This window comes from Amycolatopsis sp. NPDC005232 (assembly GCF_040607795.1).
GTDB lineage: Bacteria > Actinomycetota > Actinomycetes > Mycobacteriales > Pseudonocardiaceae > Amycolatopsis.
In genome coordinates this window covers 69,341-91,709 of record NZ_JBEXHL010000025.1, presented here as the reverse complement: position 1 = coordinate 91,709, position 22,369 = coordinate 69,341, and the positions used below count along the sequence as shown (strand labels likewise).

Sequence of the window (22,369 nt, the reverse complement as noted above, 5' to 3'; positions counted from 1 at the left end):
TCTCGTCCCTCGCTCCCGCACGGCGCAGGCGACACTCAGTCGTCTCCGGCGCGCTCGCTTCCTTCTTCCGCGGCAGTACCCGCCATGGCTTCCCGCAGGTCGGCGATCTCCTTCTCGAAGTCCTCGACCGAGGAAAACGAGCGGTAGACGCTGGCGAACCGGAGGTAGGCGACCCCGTCGAGCTCCCGCAAGGGACCGAGGATGGCCAGACCGACCTCGTGGCTCGGGATCTCCGCCAGACCGGCGGAGCGGATCGACTCCTCCACGCGCTGCGCGAGCTTTTGCAGCGCGTCGTCGTCGACCGGCCGGCCCTGACAGGCCCGCCGCACGCCGTTGACGACCTTGTCCCGGCTGAACTGCTCGGTGACGCCGGACCGCTTGACGACGGCGAGCACCATCGTCTCCGACGTGGTGAAGCGCCGGCCGCACTGGGCGCACGAGCGCCGCCGCCGGATCGCTTGGCCTTCATCCACCTCTCGGGAGTCGACGACCCGAGAGTCCGCATGCCGGCAGAACGGGCACCTCATCCGCCGATCACCTTCCCCTCCGCGCCGGCCGAGTCCATCCACGCCGGCCCCTGCCGCCACGCTACGGCCTGGACCACGATCACCCCGCACGGACCCGCGCCTGGTGATCGACTTGTGGACAACCGGTGGGTGAACACCGCCCAGCTGTGGACAACTGGTCTCCAGTCTACCCCTACCTGTGGACCAACTACAGCGGTGTAACTACCAGATGTAGGGGTTGACCATAGATTGCCCGGACGGCCCACGCAAGCGACACAAGCGGGTGAAGAAGGCACCGATCCGTGGCGCGATCGAGCGCATCCCGACGGTCACGAACCGAACCCGGCCACCTCCGACGCGACCGGCACGGTGAGCGGCAGACCGGGCACGAGGACGGCGTCGTCGAGGTGGTTGAGCTGTTTGATGCGCTCGACCACGGCGCCCTGGTCCGAGTCGGGCGCGAACCGGGCGGCGATCGCGGTGAGCGTGTCTCCCTGCTGCACGGACACCGACGCCGTGCGCTCGGGCACCGCGCCACCCGGCGTGCCGGAGCCGAAAACACCCAGAACGGTGACCACCAGACAGGCGGCGACGGCGATCGCGGCGAGCCACGGCCACCGGCCGGCGGGCCGGCGCGCCTCGGCGCACGTGGCCGGCGCCGTGCGAGGCCCGGCGACCACCCGGGCGCGCGTCGGCGGCCGCAGCGGCTCGCCACGGCGCTCGCGCGTGCCGCGAACGGGTGCGGCGGGACCCGAGGGAACCCGAGCCGGAGCGGCGGCCTGCCGGACGGGCCGGAGCGGGCGGACGATCCCGCGGTCTGCCAGAATCGACATGGCGAACCTCCTTCTGACCTGCTGATCGGTTCGATCCGAGCCCGGTCCGGTGCTCTCACCGGCGACAATGCGGTTCAGGTCGAACAGGCGTTCTATCGAACGTCCGTGCGAAGGTCTACCACCCCGCACCGACAAAATCGAGAGGACACGGCGTGTCGATCGAACAGATGTTTGAAATCGTCACGCTCGGTGGGCTAACGTCGGTGACCAGGACATCTGCCGGGCAGATGTCGCCGGCGAGGGCACCCGCGTCCGTGGGAGCCGGCCGGCGCACGCGGGAACGCGCGGGATGCCGGCGAGGCGACCGCGAACGGCTGGGAGGCGACACACAGTGGCGAAGGAGAGCAAGGCGGGCACCACGCCCGGTGGCTCGGGCAAGGTGACGGCCCTGCCCGAGGTCTACGACGTGGACGAGACGCTGACCGTGCGGCAACAGCAGGTGCTGGACGTGATTCGCACCTGGGTGGCCCGGTTCGGCTACCCGCCGAGCGTCCGCGAGATCGGCGAGGCCGTGGGGCTCACGTCGACCTCGTCGGTTTCCCACCAGCTGAAGGCGCTGCAGCGCAAGGGTTACCTGCGCCGCGACGCGAACCGGCCGCGGGCCGTGGGCGTCCTCTCGACGACGGACGACAACCCGATGGGCATCGACATCGACCAGCAGCCGTCCATGCCGAAGGCGGCGTACGTGCCGCTGGTCGGCCGGATCGCGGCCGGTGGCCCGGTGCTGGCCGAGCAGGCGATCGAGGACGTCTTCCCGCTGCCGCGCGAGATCGTCGGCGAGGGTGAGCTCTTCCTGCTCAGCGTCACCGGCGACTCGATGATCGACGCCGCGATCACCGACGGCGACTGGGTCGTGGTCCGCCAGCAGCCCGCCGCGGAGAACGGCGACATCGTGGCCGCCATGATCGACGGCGAAGCCACGGTGAAGACGTTCAAGCGCAAGGACGGCCACGTCTGGCTGATGCCGCACAACGAGGCGTACGAGCCGATCCCCGGCGACGACGCCACCATCCTCGGCAAGGTCGTCGCGGTCCTGCGGCGCCTCTAGCCCCGGGAGCCCACCCACGCGGCCGCGGGCCGGCGACGAGGATGCCCGGCCTCGATCGCCCCCGCGCCGCGGGTGGGAGCTTCCCGGTGTCCGGTGTGGACGGTGCCGTGCGGTCCGCTGCGTGGTCCGTGTGCTGAGTGGTCTTGCGTTGTGGTCTTCCCGCTGTGCGCGCCGCGCCCCGGTTGCCTCCCCGGAGCGGACCTCAGCGGTCAGAACTCAGCGATCAGGACTCGGCTGTCAGAAAATCGGCTGTCAGAAATCAGCGGCGCGGGCGGCGACGCAGCCGGCTGAGCAGGAACCAGCCGATCAGCACCACGACCACCGCGATGCCGACCACCGGCAGCAGCGGCAAGCCGGACGAGTCGTCCGAGCCGCCGGTCGCGCCGGAAGCGGCGGGCTTGGCCGCTTCGCGCTGAGGGGCGGCGGCACCCGCCACCAGAGCCGTCGCGTTTTTCACCGCTCGGATGGGCTGGCCGACGCCCTCACCGCCCGACAGCAGCGTGCCGTCGGGTTCGAAGGCGAGCGCTTCGCCCTGCTTCTCGTTCGGCAGCGGGATCCGCACGGGGTTGCGTTTGAGCGCCTCGAGCACGTTGCCGTCCGGGGCCGGGTACAGGTACGCGTCGGTGTAGGTGCGCAGGGCCACGACGCTGCCGTCGGCGCTGGTGGCACCACCCGTGACCAGCACGGATCCGAACGCGCCCACCGGCCCGCCCACCGTGTCGGTGTCGTGGATGGTCAGCGAACCGACCTTCTCCAGTTTCGTCGGCCCCGGCGTGGCCAAAGGACCGGTCGGCCGGTAGACGGCGGCGTCGCCCAGCACTTCCTTGGTGATCAGGTACGGCGTGCCCGACCGGTCGAGCAGCAGGGCCTCGGTGTCGTGCGGCCCGTCGGGATAGGTCAGGCGGTGCAGCGTCACGTTGCCGCCCGAGGGTTTCATCTCCATCAGCGCCACGGTCGTGCGCTTGTGGCTGTTGTCGCCGGTGTCCGAGAGCCACAGGGTGCCGTCGGCCGCGCGCGCGAGGTCCTCGACGTCGTACGGGTCGGTGCTCGCGGAGAGCACCTTCTGCACCTTGCACGAGTGGTCGAGGACGAAGACCTGCACTTTCGTGCCGCCGTCGTTGATCGCGTACCAGTGCTCGCCGTCGGAGACGAGGCCGGAGAGCTCCCCCAGCCGCGAGTCGGTGACCTTGCACAGCGATTCGGGCGCCGGTGGTGGCGCCGCGGCAGCAGCGGGCACAGCGCCCAGCACCAGCAAAACCGCCGTCACCGCGAGGACGACCCGCACCAGCTCACCTCCGTAGTGTGCGGCCGGGTCCGGCCGCACACTACGGAAGACGTTCAGAGCGCCGAGGAGTTGGTTTCGTACCGGCGCAAAGCCGCCGCGAGGTCCGGGTGGACCCGCACGAGGAGCCTCGTACCGTCGGCGACGTGCTCTTCCTCGAGCACCTCGCCGTCCGAGTGGGCGCGGGCCACGAGCTCGCCCCGCGAGTACGGGACCAGCGCCTCGACCACGACCTGCGGCCGCGGCAGCCGGTCGGCGAGCACCTCGGCCAGCTCCGGGATACCGGCGCCGGTCCGGGCGGACACCAGCACGGAACCCGCCAGCTGGTGGCGCAGCCGCGCCAGCGTGACCTGGTCGGCCGCGTCGGCCTTGTTGATCACGAGCAGCTCGGGCGGCAGCGGCTCCTTGCGGGTGCGGGTGATCTCGCCGAGCACCTCGCGCACGGCGTTCACCTGCTCCTCGGGCGCCGGGTCGGCCCCGTCGACGACGTGCAGCAGCAGGTCGGCATCGGCCGCCTCCTCCAGCGTCGAGCGGAACGCGTCCACCAGCTGGTGCGGCAGGTGCCGCACGAACCCGACGGTGTCGGTGAGGGTGAACGTGCGCCCGTCGGCCGTCTGGGCCCGGCGCGTGGTCGGGTCCAGGGTGGCGAACAGTGCGTCCTCCACCAGCACGCCCGCGCCGGTCAGCGCGTTGAGCAGGCTCGACTTGCCGGCGTTGGTGTAGCCGACGATCGCGATGCTGGGCACCTCGTTGGCCACCCGCCGGCCGCGCTTGGTCTCGCGAATGGTGTCCATCGCGGCGATCTCGCGGCGCAGCTTGGACACGCGCTTGTTGATCCGCCGGCGGTCGGTCTCGAGCTTCGTCTCACCGGGACCGCGCAGGCCCACACCGCCGTTGGCGCCACCGGCGCGACCACCGGCCTGCCGGGACAGCGACGCACCCCAACCGCGAAGCCGCGGGATGAGGTACTGCAGCTGGGCCAGCTCGACCTGGGCCTTGCCCTCCTTGGAACGGGCGTGCTGCGCGAAGATGTCGAGGATCAGGGCGGTCCGGTCGATCACCTTGACCTTGACCTTCTCCTCGAGCTGGCGCAGCTGGCCGGGCGAGAGCTCGCCGTCGCAGATCACCGTGTCGGCGCCGGTCGCCACGACCACGTCGCGCAGCTCCCGCACCTTGCCGGAGCCGACGTAGGTCGCCGGATCGGGCTTGGCGCGCCGCTGGACGAGGCCCTCGAGCACCTCGGAACCGGCGGTCTCGGCCAGCCTCGCCAGCTCGGCGAGGGAGGCTTCCGACTGCTCGGCGGTGCCTTCGGTCCACACGCCGACCAGCACGACGCGCTCCAGCCGCAGCTGGCGGTATTCGACCTCGGTGACGTCCGTGAGTTCGGTCGACAGGCCTGCGACGCGGCGGAGCGAGGCGCGGTCCTCGAGCTCCATCTCACCGGTCGACGGGTCGTCGTCGTACAGGTCTTCGTGTGTCAGTTCTGTCATCGTGCCTCCATGCTCCCACGATTCGGCGCGGGAGCCGAGTGATTACCTGCTGGGATAGATCGATACGTAGATGGCGGTGCGTTCGGCGCCGACCTGGGCGGGCCGTTCGCGGAACTCCTCGAGCAGCTGCGTGAGCCGGTCCTTGAACTCGGCGACCTCGGCCGGCGCGACCTGGAAGACGAGCCGGCTGGAGTCGACCTCGGCGGCGTCGGCCTCCCCCATCTCGGCGAGGTAGGCCTCGAGCATGGCCTCGCCGACGGACGCGACCGCCGTGCCGTTGTCGAGCTGCCAGGACAGCCCGGTGGACCGGTACGGGATCTCCTTGGCCCCGCGAGCGCCGCGGCGCTCTTCCAGCGGAGTGAGAAAACCCGTCTCGACCAACCGCCGCACGTGGTGCAGCGTGGTGGCCGGGTCGCGGCCGAGCCGCTCGGCCAGCTCCTTGTTGGTCATCGCCTCGAAAGAGGTCAACCGGATGATGCGCAGGCGTATTCCGGACGCGAGCGCGGCGGCCTCGGCCTCCGTCGAAGGGCGTCGTGGGGTCGGCACCCGCACAGCCTAGGCACGGCAAAGTGATTGACACTTTCCAATCACTCGCCGACACTCAATCGGGTGAACCGGGACTCCCTCCTTTTCCACGCCGACTTCCGCCGGCTGTTCGCCGGCGACACGGCGAGCCAGCTCGGCACGTTCGTCGGCGTCACGGCGATCCCGCTGCTGGCGGCGGTGACGCTCGCGGCGACGCCGTTCGAGATGGGTCTGCTGACCACAGCCGAGACGCTGGGCTTCCTGCTCATCGGCCTGCCGGCGGGTGTGTGGGTGGATCGGTTGCGCAAGCGGCCGGTGATGCTCGCGGCCGACCTGGCCCGCGCGGCGCTGATCCTCAGCATCCCGCTGACGTGGTGGGCGGGCGGGCTGACGATGGTCCAGCTGATCGTGGTCGTGCTGTTCGTGGGCATCGGCACGGTGTTCTTCGACGTCTCCTACCAGGCCTACCTGCCCGCGCTCGTGGGCCGCGACCGGCTGCTGGAGGGCAACGCGAAGCTGCAGGGCGTGCAGTCCTCGGCCCAGATCGCGGGGCCGAGCGCGGCGGGCGTGCTGGTGCAGTTCGTCGGCGCGGCGAGCACGGTGCTGGTCACCGGTCTCGGCTACCTCGCCTCCGCGTTGTGCCTCTGGCGGATCCGCACGGTCGAGCAGTTGCCCGAGAAGACCGGGCACGAACGCCTGGTGCCGCAAATGCTCGAAGGCCTGAAGTTCGTGTTCACCGACAAGCCGCTGCGCGCCATCGTCGCCTGCACCGCCACCGCGAACCTGTTCGGCGCCGCCGCGCAGGCCGTGCAGGTGCTGTTCCTGACGCGCACGGCCGGGCTCCCGCCCGCGGCGGTCGGCGGGCTGCTGGCCGTCGGCGGCATCGGCGGGATCCTCGGCGCGCTGTTCGCCGGCGCGATCATCCGGCGCGTCGGGCAGGCGCGCTCGATCTGGCTCCTGCCGATGCTCGTGTGGCCGGGCAACCTCCTCGTGCCGCTCGCGGGGCCCGGCTGGCGTGTACCGCTCGCCGGTTTCGGCCTGGCGCTGGCCGGGTTCGGCGTGATCCTCTACAACGTCGCGCAGGTCTCCTACCGCCAGGCGATCACCCCCGACCGGCTGCTGGGTCGGATGAACGCGAGCGTGCGGTTCGTCGTGTGGGGCACGATGCCGCTCGGCGGGCTGGTGGGCGGCGCGCTCGGCGAGGGCCTCGGGCTCACCGGCGCGTTGTGGACCGCCGTGATCGGCCAGCTCGCCGCGGCGCTGTGGGTGGTCTGCTCGCCGCTGCGCCACATGCGTGACCTGCCGGTGGGCGAGAAAGCGGTGGCGGCGCCCGCCTAGAGTCTGGTTCATGAACGCTACCCCGCAGCCCAGCCCTCGTGTCCCGGACAAGGTCGGTGTCGACGGCCTGGAGGACAAGTGGGTAGCGGTATGGGAGCGCGACGGCGTCCACACCTTCGACCGCACGAAGCCGCGCGAAGCGATCTACTCGATCGACACGCCGCCACTCACGGCGAGCGGTTCGCTGCACATCGGGCACGTGTTCTCCTACACGCACACCGACGTCCTCGCGCGCTACCAGCGCATGCGCGGGCGTGAAGTGTTCTACCCCGTCGGCTGGGACGACAACGGCCTGCCCACCGAGCGTCGCGTGCAGAACCACTACGGCGTGCGCTGCGAGCCGGCCCTGCCCTACGACCCGTCGTTCACGCCGCCGGCCAAGCCCGGCAAGGACGTGATCCCGGTGTCGCGCCGCAACTTCGTGGAGCTGTGCCGCACGCTGTCCGAACAGGACGAGAAGGTCTTCGAGGACGTCTGGCGCCGCGTCGGGCTGTCGGTGGACTGGACGCTGGCGTACCAGACCATCGACCCGGCCACCACGGAGATCTCCCAGCGCGCCTTCCTGCGCAACCTCGCGCGCGGCGAGGCCTACCAGGCCGAGGCGCCGACGTTGTGGGACACCACGTTCCGCACCGCCGTCGCGCAGGCCGAGCTGGAGGACCGCGAGCGCCCCGGCGCGTACCACGACCTCGTGTTCCGCACGGGCGAAGGCGCCGAGGTGCTGATCTCCACCACACGGCCGGAGCTGCTGCCCGCGTGCGTCGCGCTCGTCGCGCACCCGGACGACGAGCGGTACCGCGACCTCGTCGGGAAAACGGTGCGCACGCCCGTGTTCGGCGTCGAGGTGCCGGTGCACGCGCACCACCTCGCCGACCCCGAGAAGGGCACCGGCATCGCGATGGTCTGCACCTTCGGCGACACCACCGACGTCACGTGGTGGCGGGCGCTGCGGCTGGAGACCCGCCCGGTGCTGGGCCGCGACGGGCGGTTCCTGCCCGAGCCGCCGCGCGGGGTGCCCGCCGAGGCGTACGCCCCGCTGGCCGGCAAGACCGTCCACACGGGACGCCAGCTCCTCGTCGAGGCGCTGCGGGCCGACGGGTCGCTGCGCGGTGAGCCGCGGACGATCACGCACGCGGTGAAGTTCTACGAGAAGGGCGACCGGCCGCTCGAGATCGTCACGAGCCGTCAGTGGTACCTCACCAACGGCGGGCGCGACGAAGAGCTGCGCGCGAAGCTGCTCGAACGCGGCGGCGAGCTGAACTGGGTGCCGCCGCACATGGAGGTCCGCTTCCGCGCGTGGACCGAGGGCCTCACGTCCGACTGGCTCGTGAGCCGCCAGCGGTTCTTCGGCGTGCCGATTCCGGTCTGGTACCCGCTCGACGAGCACGGCGAGCCCGACCACGAAGCCGTGCTGATGGCTTCGGACTCGGCCCTGCCCGTGGACCCGAGCACCGACGTGCCGCCGGGCTACACCGAGGACCAGCGCGGGAAGCCGGGCGGGTTCGCGGGCGAGGTGGACGTGATGGACACGTGGGCCACGTCGTCGCTGACACCGCAGATCGCCGGGCGCTGGAGCCTCGACGACGACCTGTTCCGCCGCGTGTTCCCGTACTCCCTGCGGCCGCAGGCGCACGAGATCATCCGCACCTGGTTGTTCTCCACCACCGTGCGGGCCGAACTGGAAGAGCACGTGCTGCCGTGGCGCGACGCCGTGATCTCCGGCTGGGTGCTCGACCCGGACCGCAAGAAGATGTCGAAGTCCACGGGCAACGTCGTCACGCCCGCGGCGCTGCTGGACCAGTTCGGCCCTGACGCCGTGCGCTACTGGGCGGCGAGCGCGCGCCCCGGCGTCGACACGGCCGAGGACCAGGGCCAGATGAAGGTCGGGCGGCGCCTGGCGACGAAGCTGCTCAACGTGAGCCGGTTCGTGCTCGGCCTCGGCCTGCCCACGCCAGGCGCTTCAGTGACGGAACCGCTGGACCGGTCGGTACTCGCCGCGCTCGCGCGCGTGGTCACCGAGGCGACGGCGGCGTTCGAGGGCCTGGACCAGGCACGGGCGCTGCAGGTCACGGAGACGTTCTTCTGGACCTTCTGCGACGACTACGTCGAACTGGTCAAGGCGCGCGCGTACGGCGATCGCGGCGAGGCGGCCGCGGACTCGGCCCGCGCGGCGCTGACGACCGCGCTTTCGGTGCTGGTGCGGTTGTTCGCGCCGGTGCTGCCTTACACGGCCGAGGAGGTCTGGTCGTGGTGGCAGGAGGGTTCGGTGCACCGCGCGCCGTGGCCGGAGGCGCCGGGGATCGACGGTGACGTCGCCCTGCTGCCGCTGGCCGGCTCGGTGATCGCGGCCGTGCGGCGGGCCAAGACGGACGCGAAGGTCTCGATGCGCTCGGCCGTCGAAACCCTGACGGTGAGCGCGTCCGACGAACTGCTCAGCGGGTTCGCCGCGGTATCGGACGATGTGCGCGCGGCCGGGGTGATCTCCGCCGTGACCACGCGTCCGGGTGACGGCGAGCTGGCTGTCGAGGTGTCGGTGGTCTGAGCACTCCCCCAAATGTGGCGTTGGTTGCGTTGAGCGCACCGAACGCCACATTGGGGTGCTTCACGCCCCGGCGGCGGCCCACCAGGCTTCGTCGAGCTCGCCGCGCGCGACGATCTCCGCCGGGCCGGTGAGCGTGGCGGCGCCGCGTTCGACGGTCACGACCACGCGGCCGCCGCGGATGTCCACTGTGGACTCCCCCGTGTCGGTGCCGGCGAGGTGCAGCGCGGCGGCGACGGCGGCCACCGTGCCGGTGCCGCACGAGCGCGTCTCCCCCACGCCGCGCTCGTGGACGCGCATGCGCAGCGCGCCCTCGCCGAGCAGGTTCACGAACTCGAGGTTCACGCCGGTCGGGAACACGTCGTGGTCGAAGTCGGGCTGGTCGCGCAGGTCGAGGTCGGCGACGTCGTCGTCGAGCACGGACACCAGGTGCGGGTTGCCGACGTCCACGGCCACGCCGGAGAACGGGCTCCCCGCCACCACCGTGACGGAGGTGCCGGTGATCGTCGCCGGGCCCATGCCCACCGTCACGGAGCGGTCGGGGTGGACCACCACCGGCCGGTCGCCTGCGCGGGTGCCGATGGTGAAGCGGCCGTCGCCCGCCAGGCCGGCGTCGACGAGGTAGCGGGCGAACACGCGCACGCCGTTGCCACACATCTCGGCGATCGAGCCGTCGGCGTTGCGGTAGTCCATGAACCACTCGCCCTCGGACGCCTCACCCAGCGCGTTGGCGCGCACCACGCGCAGCACGCCGTCGGCGCCCAGGCCGCGCCGGCGGTCGCACAGCGCCGCCACGTGCTCCGCCGTGAGGTCGAGGCGGCCGGACGCGTCGGGCAGCAGCACGAAGTCGTTCTGCGTGCCGTGGCCCTTGAGAAACTCGATGCCGCCCATGGGGACAAGATTACTGGGCCAGGGCGTCGTGCACGCGCGCGGCCAGGTCGGGGGAAGCGCCGTCGAACCACTGGATGCGCTTGTCGCGGCGGAACCAGGAGCGTTGCCGCCGGACGAAGCGGCGGGTGGCCTGTGCGGTCGCCGCGGCGGCCGCCGCGAAGTCGCCTTCGCCGTCGAACTCGGCGAGCACCTGCTGGTAACCCAGCGCCCGGGACGCCGTCTTGCCGTCGCGCAGACCGCGGGCTTCGAGCTCCCGCACCTCGTCGACGAGCCCGGCCTCGAACATGCGCGCCACGCGCAGGTCGACGCGCTCGTCGAGCTCGGCGGCTTCGCGGTCGATGCCGATCAGCAGCGTGCCGTAGCGGGCGGGGCCGGGCTTGGGCAGGTTCGCGGAGAAGGGCTCTCCGGTGAGCTCCATGACCTCCAGCGCGCGCACGATCCGGCGGGTGTTCGTGGCCAGGATGGCGGCGGCCGCGACGGGGTCTTTTTCGGCCAGCCGCGCGTAGAGGGTCGCCGTGCCGCGTTCGGTGGCCTCGGCTTCGAGCCGGGCCCGGACGGCGGGGTCGGTGCCGGGGAATTTCAGGTCGTCGAGCACGGCCTGCACGTAGAGGCCCGAGCCGCCGGTCAGGACGGGTACGCGGCCGGCGGCGAGGAGGTCTTCGATCACGCGGCGGGCGTCTCGCTGGTAGGCGGCGACGGACGCGGTCTCGGTGACCTCGAGGACGTCGAGCAGGTGGTGGGGCACGCCGCGCCGCTCGGCTTCGGTGGCCTTGGCCGTGCCGAGGTCCATGCCGCGGTAGAGCTGGAGCGCGTCGGCGTTCACGACCTCACCGCCGAGGGCGAGGGCGAGCTCCACGGCCAGCGCCGTCTTCCCGGTGGCCGTGGGACCGACGACGGCCACCGGACGAGGCTGCTGAGCAGGGCTGATCACGCTGGCCGAGGGTACCTGGACGGGGAGGACTGCCGACACGGAGCGTCAAGGAGAAGTAGGATCACTGGCTTCAGGTGGCTCATCCAGTACCACAGCAGGCGCTGAGCTGCTTGAATGCCGCTGGGGCCCCATGCCCCCGGAAGCAACACCGCGTAACCCGGCCCCGCAGCACGCGGGGCGCCCGCACCAGCGGGCGTACAGGCGATAAGGAGCCTGCGATGGCCCAGGAGAACACGTCCAGCGGCACCCCGGCACCGCACCCGGTGCCCCACGCGCCCGGCAGCGCCCAGACCGCACCTCCGGTGCCGGCCGCCGAGCCCAGCCCGTCCACCTGGGGCCGGGTCGACGCCGAGGGCACTGTCTTCGTTTTCACCGCCGACGGCGAGCGCGCGGTCGGGGTCTGGCAGGCGGGCACGCCGGACGAGGGGCTGCTGCACTACGCCCGCCGCTTCGACGACGTGCGCACCGAGGTCGAGCTGCTGGAAACGCGGCTGAGTTCGGGCGTCGGCGACCCGAAGCACGCGCTGTCGAACGCCACGCAGATCCGCGACGGGCTGGCCGAGTCGGCGGTGGTCGGTGACCTCGCCGCGCTGGCCGCGCGCGTCGAGTACGTGATCGCCGCCGCCGAGAAGGCGCTGGGCAAGGTCAAGCAGGAGCGCGAGGAGGCCCGCGCGGCCGCCGTTTCGCGCAAGCAGGAGCTGGCCGAGGAGGCGGAGAAGATCGCCGCCGACTCGACCCAGTGGAAGGTCGCGGGCGACCGGCTGCGCACGATCCTGGACGAGTGGAAGACCGTCAAGGGCGTCGACCGCAAGACCGACGACGAGCTGTGGAAGCGGTTCTCCAAGGCCCGCGAGGCGTTCAACCGCCGCCGCGGCTCGCATTTCGCGGAGCTGGACAAGCAGCGCGCGAGCGCCAAGCACCGCAAGGAAGAGCTCATCACCGAGGCCGAGTCGCTCGCCGAGTCCGACGACTGGGGCGCCACCGCCGGCCGCTACAAGGAGCTCATGGCCGAGTGGCGCGCGGCCGGCCGCGCACCCAAGGACAGCGACGAGGCCCTGTGGCAGCGCTTCCGCGCGGCCCAGGACGCCTTCTTCGCCCGCCGCTCGGCGGTGTTCACCGAGCGCGACACCGAGTTCGCCGGCAACGCCGCCCGCAAGGAAGAGCTGCTGGTCGAGGCGGAGAAGATCGACGTCGCCGCCAACCTCGACGCCGCCAAGTCCGCGCTGCGCCGCATCCAGGAACAGTGGGACGAGATCGGCAAGGTCCCGCGCGAACGCATCCGCGAGCTCGACGGCCGGCTCAAGACGGTCCAGGACTCCGTCAAGTCCGCCGAGGACAGCCGCTGGCGCCGCACCGACCCGGAGGCCCAGGCCCGCGCCGCCCAGTTCCGCGAGCGCGTCGAACAGTTCGAGTCGCAGGCCGCCAAGGCCCGCGCCGCGGGCGACGAGCGCCGTGCCCGCAAGGCCGACGAGCAGGCCGCCCAGTGGCGCGAGTGGATGGAAGCGGCGGAGGCCGCTGTGGCGGACCGCTGATCGCTGGTTCTTCGACGAGGGCCGCTCCCGGATTTCCACCGGGGGCGGCCCTTTTCGATCGTTCGGGTGGGTTGTGGTCGCGATGGGTGAACCTCACGCCCGCGAGAAAGCCGTCCTCATCCACATCGTCGCCAGGACGATCGTGGCGATCCACGCGACGATCATCCCGATCCCCGGCCCGCCGCCGACGGCGCCGTTCGCGTGGGCCGACTGCTGGGACCACACCGACAGCAGCCCGTCCACCGAGGCGAACCAGCCGCCGGCCGCGCAGCACCAGGCGACCCACCAGCGGCGCGTGGCCACGCCCACCGCGCCGGCGAGGACGCCGATGCCCGTGGACGTCGCGGCGAACAGCTGCGGGATGCCGCCGCCGGCGCCTTGGAGGACCTGGTAGCCCGCGTGGTCGCCGACCCACGGCAGGAACTGCGCCACGAGCAGCACGACGATGAACACGGCGATGTAGAAGCCGCGGCGGCCCAGCTCGACCGTGCGGGACGCGTGCGCTCCCGCCTGGTCGATCTGGTCGGTCAGCTCCTCGTCGACCTCGGCCGGCGTTCCTGGCTCGCTCACAGCGCACACCCACTCACCGGGGCCGGCTCGACGGCCGGGGCTCCGAAGCCCGGCAGTCCCAGCGTGACCCCGCTCGTCTTGGGCCGAAGACCGGCTTCGGCGTTGTCGCCCGCCGTGGTGCGGCGGTGCGTCAGGAGATCGCCGTCGGCGACCAGGTGGTGCGGAGCGCCGTAGGTGATCACCGTCTCGACGACGTCGCCCGGGCGCACCGCACGGTCCACAACGGACCCGGCGGGCGTGAAGTGCACGAGCCGCCCGTCGCGGGCGCGGCCGCTCATGCGGTGCGTCTCGGCGTCCTTGCGGCCCTCGCCCGCGGCCACGAGCAGCTCGACCTTGGTCCCGACCAGCTTCTTGTTCTCCGCCCAGGAGATCTCGTTCTGCAGCTGCACGAGCCGGTCGTAGCGCTCCTGCACGACCTCCTTCGGCAGCTGGTCGGCCATCGTCGCAGCCGGCGTGCCGGGGCGCTTCGAATACTGGAACGTGAACGCGCTGGAGAACCGCGCCTCGCTCACCACGTCGAGCGTCGCCTGGAAGTCTTCCTCGGTCTCGCCGGGGAAGCCGACGATGATGTCCGTGGTGATGGCCGCGTCGGGCATCGCCGCGCGCACCTCGTCGAGGATTTTCAGGTAGCGCCCGGAGCGGTACGAACGCCGCATCTCGCGCAGCACCCGGTCCGAACCCGACTGCAGCGGCATGTGCAGCTGGTGGCAGACGTTGGCGGTCTCGGCCATCGCGTCGATCACGTCGGACGTGAACGCCGCGGGGTGCGGCGAGGTGAACCGCACGCGCTCCAGGCCGCTGATCCCGCCGGTCGCGCGCAACAGCTTGCCGAACGCCAGCCGGTCGCCGAACTCGACGCCGTAGGAGTTCACGTTCTGCCCCAGCAGCGTCACCTCCAGCACGCCCTCGGCCACGAGCGCCTCGACCTCGGCGAGGATCTCGCCCGGGCGGCGGTCTCGTTCCTTGCCTCGCAACGACGGCACGATGCAGAACGTGCAGGTGTTGTTGCACCCCACCGAAACCGACACCCAGCTCGCGTACGACGACTCGCGGCGCGCGGGCAGCGTGGAGGGGAACGTCTCGAGCGACTCGAGGATCTCCACCTCGGCCTCGGCGTTGTGCCGGGCGCGCTCCAGCAGCGTCGGCAGCGAGCCGATGTTGTGGGTGCCGAACACGACGTCGACCCACGGGGCGCGCTTGACGATGTCCCCGCGGTCCTTCTGCGCCAGGCACCCGCCGACCGCGATCTGCATGTCGGGGTTGGCGATCTTGTCCGGGCGCAGGTGGCCCAGAGTGCCGTACAGCTTGTTGTCCGCGTTCTCCCGCACCGCGCAGGTGTTGAACACGACCAGGTCCGGCTTCGCCTCCGCGCTCGCGGGGACGTACCCGGCCTCCTCGAGCTGACCGGCGAGCCGTTCCGAGTCGTGCACGTTCATCTGGCAGCCGAAGGTGCGGATCTGGAAGGTCTTGCGATTCTCGGTCATCAGGTAGCCAGGGTAACCCCCGCCGACCTCGGTGAAGACGCCGCCCACCTGGTTGAACACGGTCCCGGCCGGATCTCGCTCCGCTCGTCCCGCGCGCGGTTTTTGTCGGTGTGCGCTGTGATGATCCCTCCGTGACCGCATGGAGAGAGCCTCACGGCCATCGCCCGTGAGCACCTGCCCGCCGACGCCGTCGACGCGTGGCTGGGGCTGCTGCGCCCCGGTGCACCTCGTCGCGGAGGGGCACCACCACGACGGCGGAGGTTCCGCCGCTCAAAGCGGTCCGCCCGGGGCTGCTCGGCGAGCTCGCCTGGGCCGAGACCGAGCAGACCACCCGGCACCAGATCGGCGGTTACGGCACCGCGATCCAGGACGCCGCGGAGACGGAGGTCGCCGTGATGGCGCTCGGCGGCGGCCGCCGCAACCCCGCCCTGGCCGAGGAAGGCGCGAGCTGGGTGCTGCTCGCCCAGTTCGCAGCGACGACGACGTCGACATGATGTGGGGCGACGTCGGCACGATCTACTGGGTGATCCGGTCCGACGACCTCGCGGCGGGGAGGGTCGACGCGGCCCGGTTCACGATGCAGTGCACCTGAGCCGCGAACGCGCGGGGCGCTCGTCTGGCACGATCGCCCCATGCGTGCGAGGCGGAGGCTCACGGCGGTGCTCGTCGCGGTTCTCGTGGCGGGGCTCACGGCCGCGTGCGGCCCGAGCTTCGAGGGCCTGCACCTGCGGATCGCGACCGGCGCGGTCGGCGGCGTGTACAACGACCTGGCCCGGCCGCTCGCCGACGCGTGGGCCAGGGACCTGGGCATCGCCCGGCCGGAGGTCCTGGCCACGCAGGGCTCGCGCGACAACCTCAACCGCGTGCTGGCCGGGGGCGCCGATGTGGCCTTTGTCGCGGCCGACCTCGCCGCCGAGGCCGCCACGCAGCACCCAGGCCAGCTGACCGCGCTGGCGCGCATCCACGACGACTACCTGCACATCGTCGTGCGCGCCGACTCGCCTTACACGTCGGTGTCGATGCTCAAGGGCCGCCACATCGCGGTCGGCTCGCCCGAGTCCGGGGTCGAGTACATCGCCAACCGCGTGCTGGCCGTCGCCGGGCTGACCGATTCCGTGAGCGTGCAGCAGCTGGGCCTCGAAGACTCCCTCAAGGCCCTCGAAAACCACCAGCTCGACGCCTTGTTCTGGTCGGGCGGCCTGCCGACACCGCTGATCACGCAGTACACGCAGAAAGTCGGCCTGCGCCTGCTCGACATGGCCAGCCTGCAGGAGGGCATGCAGGCCTACAGCCCCGTCTACAGCACCGCCACCATCCCCGGCAGCACCTACAACCAGGCCGGCCCCGTGACCACGCTCGTGGTCCCCAACTTCCTCGTCGTCCCCGCGAAAATGGCCGACGACGTCGCCGAAGCCCTCACCCGCGGCCTCTACGACGCTCGCCCCGCCCTCGCGGCGGCCAACAGCGCGGCCCTGTCGATCGACGTCCACCCGGGCATCGAGACGGAGCCGCTCCCCCTGCACCCGGGCGCGCTCAGTTATTACCGAAGCCTCAAGGTCTAGGGCGCGACCCGCAGGTCCAGCTCGATCCGCAGCCCGCCGCCGTCCGGCAGGGACAGGCGCATGTCGCCGCCGGAGTGGCGGACGATCTCGCGCACGATCGCGAGCCCCAGGCCCGAGCCGGGCACGTTCTGGTGCGCGCTGCTGCGCCAGAAGCGGTCCACGGCGCGTTCCAGCTCGTCTTCGCGCAGGCCCGGCCCGTGGTCCCGCACCGCCAAGGTCACCCCGTCCCCACCGTGCACGGCCGAAACGTGCACCGAAGTGCCCTGGCCGGTGAACTTGAGCGCGTTGTCGATCAGTGCGTCCAGGATCACCTCGAGCCCCCGCGGCGGCAGCAGCACCCGGGCGCCGTTGACGTCGGCCTCGGTTTCCAGCGCGACGTCACGCGCCGCACCCACCACGCTCCAGTCGGCGACACGGTCGGCGACCACGGCACCGAGGTCCTCCGCCACGAGCTCACCGCCCGCCGCCTCGGCTCGGGCCATCGACAGCAGCTCGTCGAGGATCTGGTTGAGCCGGCCGGCGTCCACGCGGGCGGCGTCGAGGTCGGCGGCCGCCGTTTCGTCGTCCACGTGGCCTTCGAGGTTGCCCAGCCGCAGCTTCAACGCCGTCAGCGGGTTGCGCAGCTGGTGGGAGGCATCGGCGACGAACGCCCGTTGCGCGGCCAGCGCCTCCGACACGCTCGCCGCCATCCGGTCGAACGAACGGCCGAGTTTCCGCAGCTCAGGCGGCCCGCCGCTCTCCCCCACCGGTTCCGCCTCGCGCCCGCTCACCACGGCCGCGACCAGCGCGCCCGTCGCTTCGTCGAGCCGGCGCACGGGCCGCAGCGTCCAGCGCACCACCGGGATCGCGACCAGCAGCGCGAGCCCGAACGCCACCACCGCGCCCGCCGCCAGCACGAGCCACTGCCACAACAGCCGCGTGCGCACGTGGTCGGTCGAGGACTCCGTGACGACGACCCCGCGCACCTCGCCGTCGATGAGGATCGGCTCGGCCAGCACCAGCGGGGCCGTCGTCCAGGGCATCAGCAGCGGGCCGGGCTCCGGGTGCCGGCCGGCGAGGGCCTCGTTCACGGGGGCCGCGATGGCCGAGCGGTCGATCCGCGCCGCGTCGGTGCCGCCCAGCGAGCTGAGCACCGCGACGCCGTCCTGGTTCACCACCACGACCTTCACGCCGTAGACCTCGGTGTAGCGGCGCAGCTCCGGCTCCAGCAGCGCGGGCCGGTTGTCGATCAGCGGCCGTTGCGCTAGCGACGCGAACCGCGCGGTGTCGGTGAGGCGGTCGAGGAACAGGTTCTGCTGCAGGCTGCCCGCCATCGTCAGCGCCAGGGGGATGCCGAGCCCGAACACCAGCAGCGCGACGAGCGTGACCACGATCCCCTGGAGGCGGACGCGCACAGCTCAGCCCCGCCCGCCGCCGAGGCGGTACCCGACGCCGCGGACGGTCTCGATCAGCGCCGGGCGCCCGAGTTTCGTGCGCAACGTGGCCACGTGGACGTCGAGCGAACGGCTCTCCGCCGCTCCCCGATGGCCCCACACCTCGGTGAGCACGTGCTCGCGCGAGCACACCGAGCCACGCGCGCCCGCGACGAGCGCGAGGACCTGGAACTCCTTGCGGGACAAGGCGATCGACTGCCCGGCCACGAGCACCTCGTGGCGCGCGAGGTCGATGGTCACGTCGCCGACCTCGATCACCGGCGCGGGCCCATCGGTGCGCTCGCCACGACGGCGGCGCACGGCCTCGACGCGCGCGAGCAGCTCCTCCACGTCGTAGGGCTTCACGAGGTAGTCGTCGGCGCCCGCGCGCAGCCCCTGCACCCGGTCGTCGACCTCGCCTCGCGCCGACACCACGATCACGGCGACGTCGCTGACCGCGCGGATGCGCCGGCACAGCACCACGCCGTCGACGTCGGGCAGCCCGAGGTCGAGCAGCACCACGTCCACGTCGTGTACGCGGTCCAGCACGCCGGCGCCCGAGGCCAGCCGTTGCATTTCCAGGCCGCGCCGCGTCAGCGCGGGCACGAGGGCGCCCGCGACCCGGTCGTCGTCCTCCACCAGCAGCACCCGCACCGCTCGCCTCCCCCGGTGATCCAGCCCACGGTAGCGAGGAACTCTAGGGGGCACCCGACGGCGACCACGACAGGGCACGAAGGATCACTCTCCGTCACCCTTCTGGTTCGCATCGCGTGATCGCCTGATGCGGTCGTGGCTAGGCTGAGCAGGGCGGAAGGCCGCCGACCAGCCCTGACGGCGCCGGAAGTCGATACGTACTTGAAACCCTAAGTATTGCTCAAGCCGCCTTTACAAAGGGTCCGACGGGAGTAGGTTTCCGCCATCGACGTGGGATCCGGTCCCGCAGATGCCGGTTGTGAAGGAGCTCTGGAGGCCAAGATGACCGCGGAGGTGGCGGCGCCGATGATCAAGGCGACCGCCGTGAACAAGTTCTTCGGCGACCTGCACGTGCTGAAGGAGATCAACCTCGAGGTGCCTCGCGGCCAGGTCGTGGTCGTGCTCGGGCCGTCCGGGTCGGGCAAGTCGACGCTGTGCCGCGCCATCAACCGGCTGGAGCCGATCAACGCGGGCGAGATCGCCGTCGACGGCCTGCCCCTGCCTGCCGAGGGCAAGGCGCTCGCGGCGCTGCGCGCGGACGTCGGCATGGTCTTCCAGTCGTTCAACCTGTTCGCGCACAAGACGATCCTCGAGAACGTGATGCTCGCGCCGGTGAAGGTCCGCAAGATGTCCTCGGCCGACGCGCGCAAGACCGCAATGGAACTGCTCGAGCGGGTCGGCATCGCGAACCAGGCGGACAAGTACCCGGCCCAGCTCTCGGGCGGCCAACAGCAGCGCGTGGCCATCGCCCGGGCGCTCGCGATGCGCCCCAAGGTGATGCTGTTCGACGAGCCGACCTCGGCACTGGACCCGGAGATGGTCCAGGAGGTGCTCGACGTGATGACCGGCCTGGCCAAGGACGGCATGACCATGCTCGTGGTCACCCACGAAATGGGCTTCGCCCGCCGGGCAGCCGATCGGGTGATCTTCATGGCCGACGGCGAGATCGTCGAGGACACCACGCCGAACGAGTTCTTCACTCAGCCGAAGAGCGACCGGGCGAAGGACTTCCTCGGCAAGATCCTCACCCACTGACGATTACCGGATTTTCCCCGGCACCTGCCGTACCCGGTGGCCGCACCGGCCATACCGACGACAGATACAGGAGACACGTTATGAGGATCCGTACCCTCGCGGCAGGGCTGCTCGCCGGCGGCCTGCTGCTGACCGCTTGCGGCAAGGAAGGCACACCCGCGACCCCCGGTGGCGACGCCAGTGGCGCGAACACCGCCGCCCTGCCGACCTACACCGTGGCGCAGAACGTCGATCTGGCCGGCTCGCCCACCTTCGCGAAGATCAAGTCGGCCGGCACCGTCACCGTCGGCGTCAAGGACGACCAGCCGGGCCTCGGCCAGAAGGACCCGACGACGGGCCAGTTCCAGGGCTTCGACATCGAGATCGCCCGGATGGTGGCCGCCGGTCTCGGCATCGCCCCGGACAAGATCAAGTTCACCACGGTCGACTCGGCCGCGCGTGAGCAGGCCATCGCCAACGGCCAGGTCGACTACTACGTCGGCACCTACACGATCACCGACAAGCGCAAGAACCTGGTCTCGTTCGCCGGGCCGTACTTCCAGGCCGGTCAGGACTTGCTGGTGCGCAAGGACGACACGTCGATCACCGGCCCGGAAACGTTGAAGGGCAAGAAGGTCTGCTCGGCGACGGGGTCGACCCCGATCCAGCGCGTGCGTGACCAGGGCCTGACGGAGCCGGGCAACATCGTCGAGTTCCAGAAGTACTCGCAGTGCGTGGACAAGCTGCTGACCAAGGAGGTCGACGCCGTCACCACGGACGACGCGATCCTCAAGGGCTACGCGGCGCAGGACAAGGCGAACCTGAAGGTCGTCGGCAAGCCGTTCTCGCAGGAGCCCTACGGCATCGGCCTGAACAAGGACGACAAGGTGCTGCGCACGAAGATCGACGACCTGCTGCAGGCCAGCCTCGACGACGGCACGTGGCAGAAGATCTACGACGCCACCCTCGGCCAGTCCGGCGCGACCGCGACGAAGCCGACCATCCAGCGCTACTGATCCGGTTTCACGGCCGGTGGACGGGATCTGTCGTCCACCGGCCGCTCCACGTAATCTTCCGGCCCACGGACGCGGGGAAGGCTCCATGGACGTCCTGCTCGACAATCTGGACCTCTTCGGTCCGTTCTTCCTGCGCACGATCGAACTGTTCCTCATCTCCGCCGTCGGCAGCCTCGTGTTCGGCACGATCCTGGCGATGCTGCGGGTGAGCCCGGTTCCGGTGTTCCGCGCGATCGGCACGGTCTACGTCACCATCGTGCGCAACACACCGCTCACGCTGGTGTTCGCGTTCTTCGTGTTCGCCTACCCGCTGCTGGACATCGTCAGGATCGACTACTTCACCGCCGCGGTGGTGTCGCTGACGGTGTACACGTCCGCGTTCATCTGCGAGGTCGTGCGCTCGGGCATCAACACCGTGCCGGTCGGCCAAGCGGAGGCGGGCCGTGCACTCGGCCTCACCTTCGGCCAGATCCTCGGCCAGCTGGTGCTGCCGCAGGCACTGCGGTCGGTGGTCCCCCCGCTGATCAGCACCCTCATCGCGCTGCTCAAGAACAGCACGATCGCCGGCGGGTTCTCCGTCGCCGAGGCGGGTGCGATCCGTCAGTACATCTCCGAGCGCGGCGACGACCAGCTGATCGCCCTCCTGTGGGTGGCGCTCGGGTTCATCATCCTGGTCGCAGTGCTGTCGTTCGTTCAGCGCAGCCTGGAGAAGCGCTGGAGTGTGGCCCGATGAGCAGTGTCCTGTTCGACCTCCCCGGCCCGAAGTCGCGGGTGCGGCACCGGATCTACGCCGGGATCGGCATTCTCCTGGTGATCGCCCTGATCGCTTTCGTGGTCTACAGCTTCGCCGAAAGCGGTCAGTTCGCGCCGCAGAAGTGGGCGTGGCTGGAGTACTCGCAGGTGCAGTCGGACCTCGCCGACGCCGTGGTCGCGACGCTCGAGGCGTTCGCGCTCGGCGCGGTGTTCGCGCTGATCTTCGGTGCGGTGTTCGCGGCGGGGCGGCTGTCCGAGCACAAATGGGTTCGCGGGATCTCCACGTTCATCGTGGAGTTCTTCCGCGCGATCCCGCTGCTGATCCTGATGTTCCTCTTCTACTACGGCCTGCCGACGCTCGGCGTCGACACCTCGCCGCTGTTCGCCGTGGTCCTGGGCTTGACGCTGTACAACGGTTCCGTGCTCGCGGAGATCTTCCGCGCCGGCATCAACGCGCTGCCGAAGGGACAGTCGGAAGCGGCGTACGCGCTGGGCATGCGCAAGACGCAGGTCATGTTCACGGTGCTGCTCCCGCAGGCGATCCGGGCGATGCTGCCGACGATCATCAGCCAGCTCGTGGTGCTGCTCAAGGACACCGCGCTCGGCTTCCTGGTCACGTACCCCGAGCTGCTGTACTACGCGCGCTACATCGGCTCGCAGGGTGCGTTCGGGCGCCCGATCGTGCCGTCGACCATCGTGGCGGCCGGCATCTACATCGTGCTGTGCCTGCTGCTGACCCTGCTCGCGACGTGGGTCGAGAAGCGCAACCGGCGGAGCAAGAAGCACATCGAAACGACGAACAACAAGGCGGATCAGGTCATGCTCGGCCACGCCTCCGCCGGTGGTGTCGCCGGCGGCGGCATCTGACGAACGAGGTACCCGGAAAGGCCCCCGCACCTGCGGGGGCTTTTTTCGTGCGCTGCTCCGGACGCACCTGTCGGGACGCCGGG

General features: G+C 71.0%; 22 protein-coding genes. 11 read left to right on the top strand and 11 right to left on the bottom strand.

What is annotated here, in order from left to right:
• Nucleotides 1–35: 35 nt before the first annotated feature.
• Nucleotides 36–527 carry a transcriptional regulator NrdR gene (gene nrdR, locus ABZU76_RS35735; protein WP_220238112.1) on the bottom strand — a complete coding sequence of 164 codons (492 nt, stop codon included), beginning with the start codon at nucleotides 525–527 and terminating at the stop codon, nucleotides 36–38.
• Between the two features lie 308 nt (nucleotides 528–835).
• Nucleotides 836–1,339: a LysM peptidoglycan-binding domain-containing protein gene (locus ABZU76_RS35730; protein WP_354877746.1), complete on the bottom strand. Its 504-nt coding sequence runs from the start codon at nucleotides 1,337–1,339 to the stop codon at nucleotides 836–838.
• 331 nt (nucleotides 1,340–1,670) lie between these two features.
• Between ABZU76_RS35730 and lexA the strand changes: the two genes are divergently transcribed.
• Nucleotides 1,671–2,387, top strand: coding sequence for a transcriptional repressor LexA (gene lexA / locus ABZU76_RS35725; protein WP_220238110.1), 717 nt, complete (start codon nucleotides 1,671–1,673; stop codon nucleotides 2,385–2,387).
• A gap of 259 nt (nucleotides 2,388–2,646) precedes the next feature.
• On the opposite strand, the gene ABZU76_RS35720 is transcribed toward lexA, so the two are convergent.
• From ABZU76_RS35720 to ABZU76_RS35710, 3 genes are read right to left on the bottom strand one after another with little or no spacing between them, the layout of a single operon-like run.
• Nucleotides 2,647–3,672, bottom strand: a complete 1,026-nt coding sequence (locus ABZU76_RS35720; RefSeq protein WP_354877743.1) for a hypothetical protein — start codon at nucleotides 3,670–3,672, stop codon at nucleotides 2,647–2,649.
• A gap of 53 nt (nucleotides 3,673–3,725) precedes the next feature.
• Entirely contained in the window at nucleotides 3,726–5,159 is a 1,434-nt protein-coding gene (hflX, locus tag ABZU76_RS35715) for a GTPase HflX (RefSeq protein WP_354877740.1), read from the bottom strand.
• 42 nt (nucleotides 5,160–5,201) lie between these two features.
• Nucleotides 5,202–5,705 (bottom strand): winged helix-turn-helix domain-containing protein, encoded by a 504-nt coding sequence (locus ABZU76_RS35710; RefSeq protein WP_354877737.1) that lies wholly within the window; start codon nucleotides 5,703–5,705, stop codon nucleotides 5,202–5,204.
• A 63-nt stretch (nucleotides 5,706–5,768) separates the two neighbouring features.
• Here ABZU76_RS35710 and ABZU76_RS35705 point away from each other — a divergent pair, with 63 nt between their 5' ends.
• The gene (locus ABZU76_RS35705) at nucleotides 5,769–7,022 is read left to right on the top strand and encodes an MFS transporter (protein WP_354877734.1); all 1,254 of its coding nucleotides are present in this window, start codon (nucleotides 5,769–5,771) and stop codon (nucleotides 7,020–7,022) included.
• A gap of 10 nt (nucleotides 7,023–7,032) precedes the next feature.
• A complete protein-coding gene (valS, locus tag ABZU76_RS35700) occupies nucleotides 7,033–9,564 on the top strand; it encodes a valine--tRNA ligase (protein ID WP_354877731.1) in 2,532 nt (843 codons plus the stop codon).
• 60 nt (nucleotides 9,565–9,624) lie between these two features.
• On the opposite strand, the gene dapF is transcribed toward valS, so the two are convergent.
• Nucleotides 9,625–10,452 carry a diaminopimelate epimerase gene (gene dapF, locus ABZU76_RS35695; protein WP_354877728.1) on the bottom strand — a complete coding sequence of 276 codons (828 nt, stop codon included), beginning with the start codon at nucleotides 10,450–10,452 and terminating at the stop codon, nucleotides 9,625–9,627.
• 10 nt (nucleotides 10,453–10,462) lie between these two features.
• Entirely contained in the window at nucleotides 10,463–11,353 is an 891-nt protein-coding gene (gene miaA, locus ABZU76_RS35690; protein WP_354877725.1) for a tRNA (adenosine(37)-N6)-dimethylallyltransferase MiaA, read from the bottom strand.
• Between the two features lie 248 nt (nucleotides 11,354–11,601).
• On the opposite strand from miaA, the gene ABZU76_RS35685 reads away from it, so the two are divergent.
• Nucleotides 11,602–12,915: a DUF349 domain-containing protein gene (locus tag ABZU76_RS35685; RefSeq protein ID WP_220238103.1), complete on the top strand. Its 1,314-nt coding sequence runs from the start codon at nucleotides 11,602–11,604 to the stop codon at nucleotides 12,913–12,915.
• A 93-nt stretch (nucleotides 12,916–13,008) separates the two neighbouring features.
• Here the strand turns inward: ABZU76_RS35685 and ABZU76_RS35680 are convergent, their stop codons facing one another.
• On the bottom strand, nucleotides 13,009–13,485 hold the full coding sequence (locus ABZU76_RS35680) for a hypothetical protein (protein WP_354877722.1): 477 nt from the start codon (nucleotides 13,483–13,485) through the stop codon (nucleotides 13,009–13,011).
• Entirely contained in the window at nucleotides 13,482–14,969 is a 1,488-nt protein-coding gene (gene miaB, locus ABZU76_RS35675; RefSeq protein WP_220238101.1) for a tRNA (N6-isopentenyl adenosine(37)-C2)-methylthiotransferase MiaB, read from the bottom strand. The genes ABZU76_RS35680 and miaB overlap by 4 nt, the downstream gene beginning before the upstream one ends.
• 197 nt (nucleotides 14,970–15,166) lie before the next feature.
• Here miaB and ABZU76_RS35670 point away from each other — a divergent pair, with 197 nt between their 5' ends.
• Genes ABZU76_RS35670 through ABZU76_RS35660 form a run of 3 tightly spaced genes read left to right on the top strand, consistent with a single transcriptional unit; the run spans nucleotide 15,167 to nucleotide 16,531 of the window.
• Nucleotides 15,167–15,463: a hypothetical protein gene (locus ABZU76_RS35670; protein WP_354877719.1), complete on the top strand. Its 297-nt coding sequence runs from the start codon at nucleotides 15,167–15,169 to the stop codon at nucleotides 15,461–15,463.
• Nucleotides 15,460–15,561: a DUF1963 domain-containing protein gene (locus tag ABZU76_RS35665; RefSeq protein WP_354877716.1), complete on the top strand. Its 102-nt coding sequence runs from the start codon at nucleotides 15,460–15,462 to the stop codon at nucleotides 15,559–15,561. The genes ABZU76_RS35670 and ABZU76_RS35665 overlap by 4 nt, the downstream gene beginning before the upstream one ends.
• Nucleotides 15,562–15,601: 40 nt before the next feature.
• Nucleotides 15,602–16,531 (top strand): TAXI family TRAP transporter solute-binding subunit, encoded by a 930-nt coding sequence (locus ABZU76_RS35660; protein WP_354877713.1) that lies wholly within the window; start codon nucleotides 15,602–15,604, stop codon nucleotides 16,529–16,531.
• Here ABZU76_RS35660 and ABZU76_RS35655 read toward each other — a convergent pair.
• Entirely contained in the window at nucleotides 16,528–17,925 is a 1,398-nt protein-coding gene (locus tag ABZU76_RS35655) for a HAMP domain-containing sensor histidine kinase (protein WP_220238099.1), read from the bottom strand. The two genes, ABZU76_RS35660 and ABZU76_RS35655, sit on opposite strands and share 4 nt — an antisense overlap.
• 3 nt (nucleotides 17,926–17,928) lie before the next feature.
• Nucleotides 17,929–18,597, bottom strand: a complete 669-nt coding sequence (locus ABZU76_RS35650) for a response regulator transcription factor (protein ID WP_354877710.1) — start codon at nucleotides 18,595–18,597, stop codon at nucleotides 17,929–17,931.
• Between the two features lie 345 nt (nucleotides 18,598–18,942).
• Between ABZU76_RS35650 and ABZU76_RS35645 the strand changes: the two genes are divergently transcribed.
• The 4 genes from ABZU76_RS35645 (at nucleotide 18,943) to ABZU76_RS35630 (ending at nucleotide 22,286) form a co-directional block, all read left to right on the top strand.
• The gene (locus ABZU76_RS35645; RefSeq protein WP_354877883.1) at nucleotides 18,943–19,671 is read left to right on the top strand and encodes an amino acid ABC transporter ATP-binding protein; all 729 of its coding nucleotides are present in this window, start codon (nucleotides 18,943–18,945) and stop codon (nucleotides 19,669–19,671) included.
• An 80-nt stretch (nucleotides 19,672–19,751) separates the two neighbouring features.
• Complete coding sequence (locus ABZU76_RS35640) at nucleotides 19,752–20,666, top strand: glutamate ABC transporter substrate-binding protein (RefSeq protein WP_354877707.1); 915 nt, start codon at nucleotides 19,752–19,754, stop codon at nucleotides 20,664–20,666.
• Nucleotides 20,667–20,751: 85 nt separating this feature from the next.
• Nucleotides 20,752–21,399, top strand: a complete 648-nt coding sequence (locus ABZU76_RS35635; protein ID WP_354877704.1) for an amino acid ABC transporter permease — start codon at nucleotides 20,752–20,754, stop codon at nucleotides 21,397–21,399.
• Nucleotides 21,396–22,286 (top strand): amino acid ABC transporter permease, encoded by an 891-nt coding sequence (locus tag ABZU76_RS35630; RefSeq protein ID WP_354877701.1) that lies wholly within the window; start codon nucleotides 21,396–21,398, stop codon nucleotides 22,284–22,286. The genes ABZU76_RS35635 and ABZU76_RS35630 overlap by 4 nt, the downstream gene beginning before the upstream one ends.
• Nucleotides 22,287–22,369 lie beyond the last annotated feature (83 nt).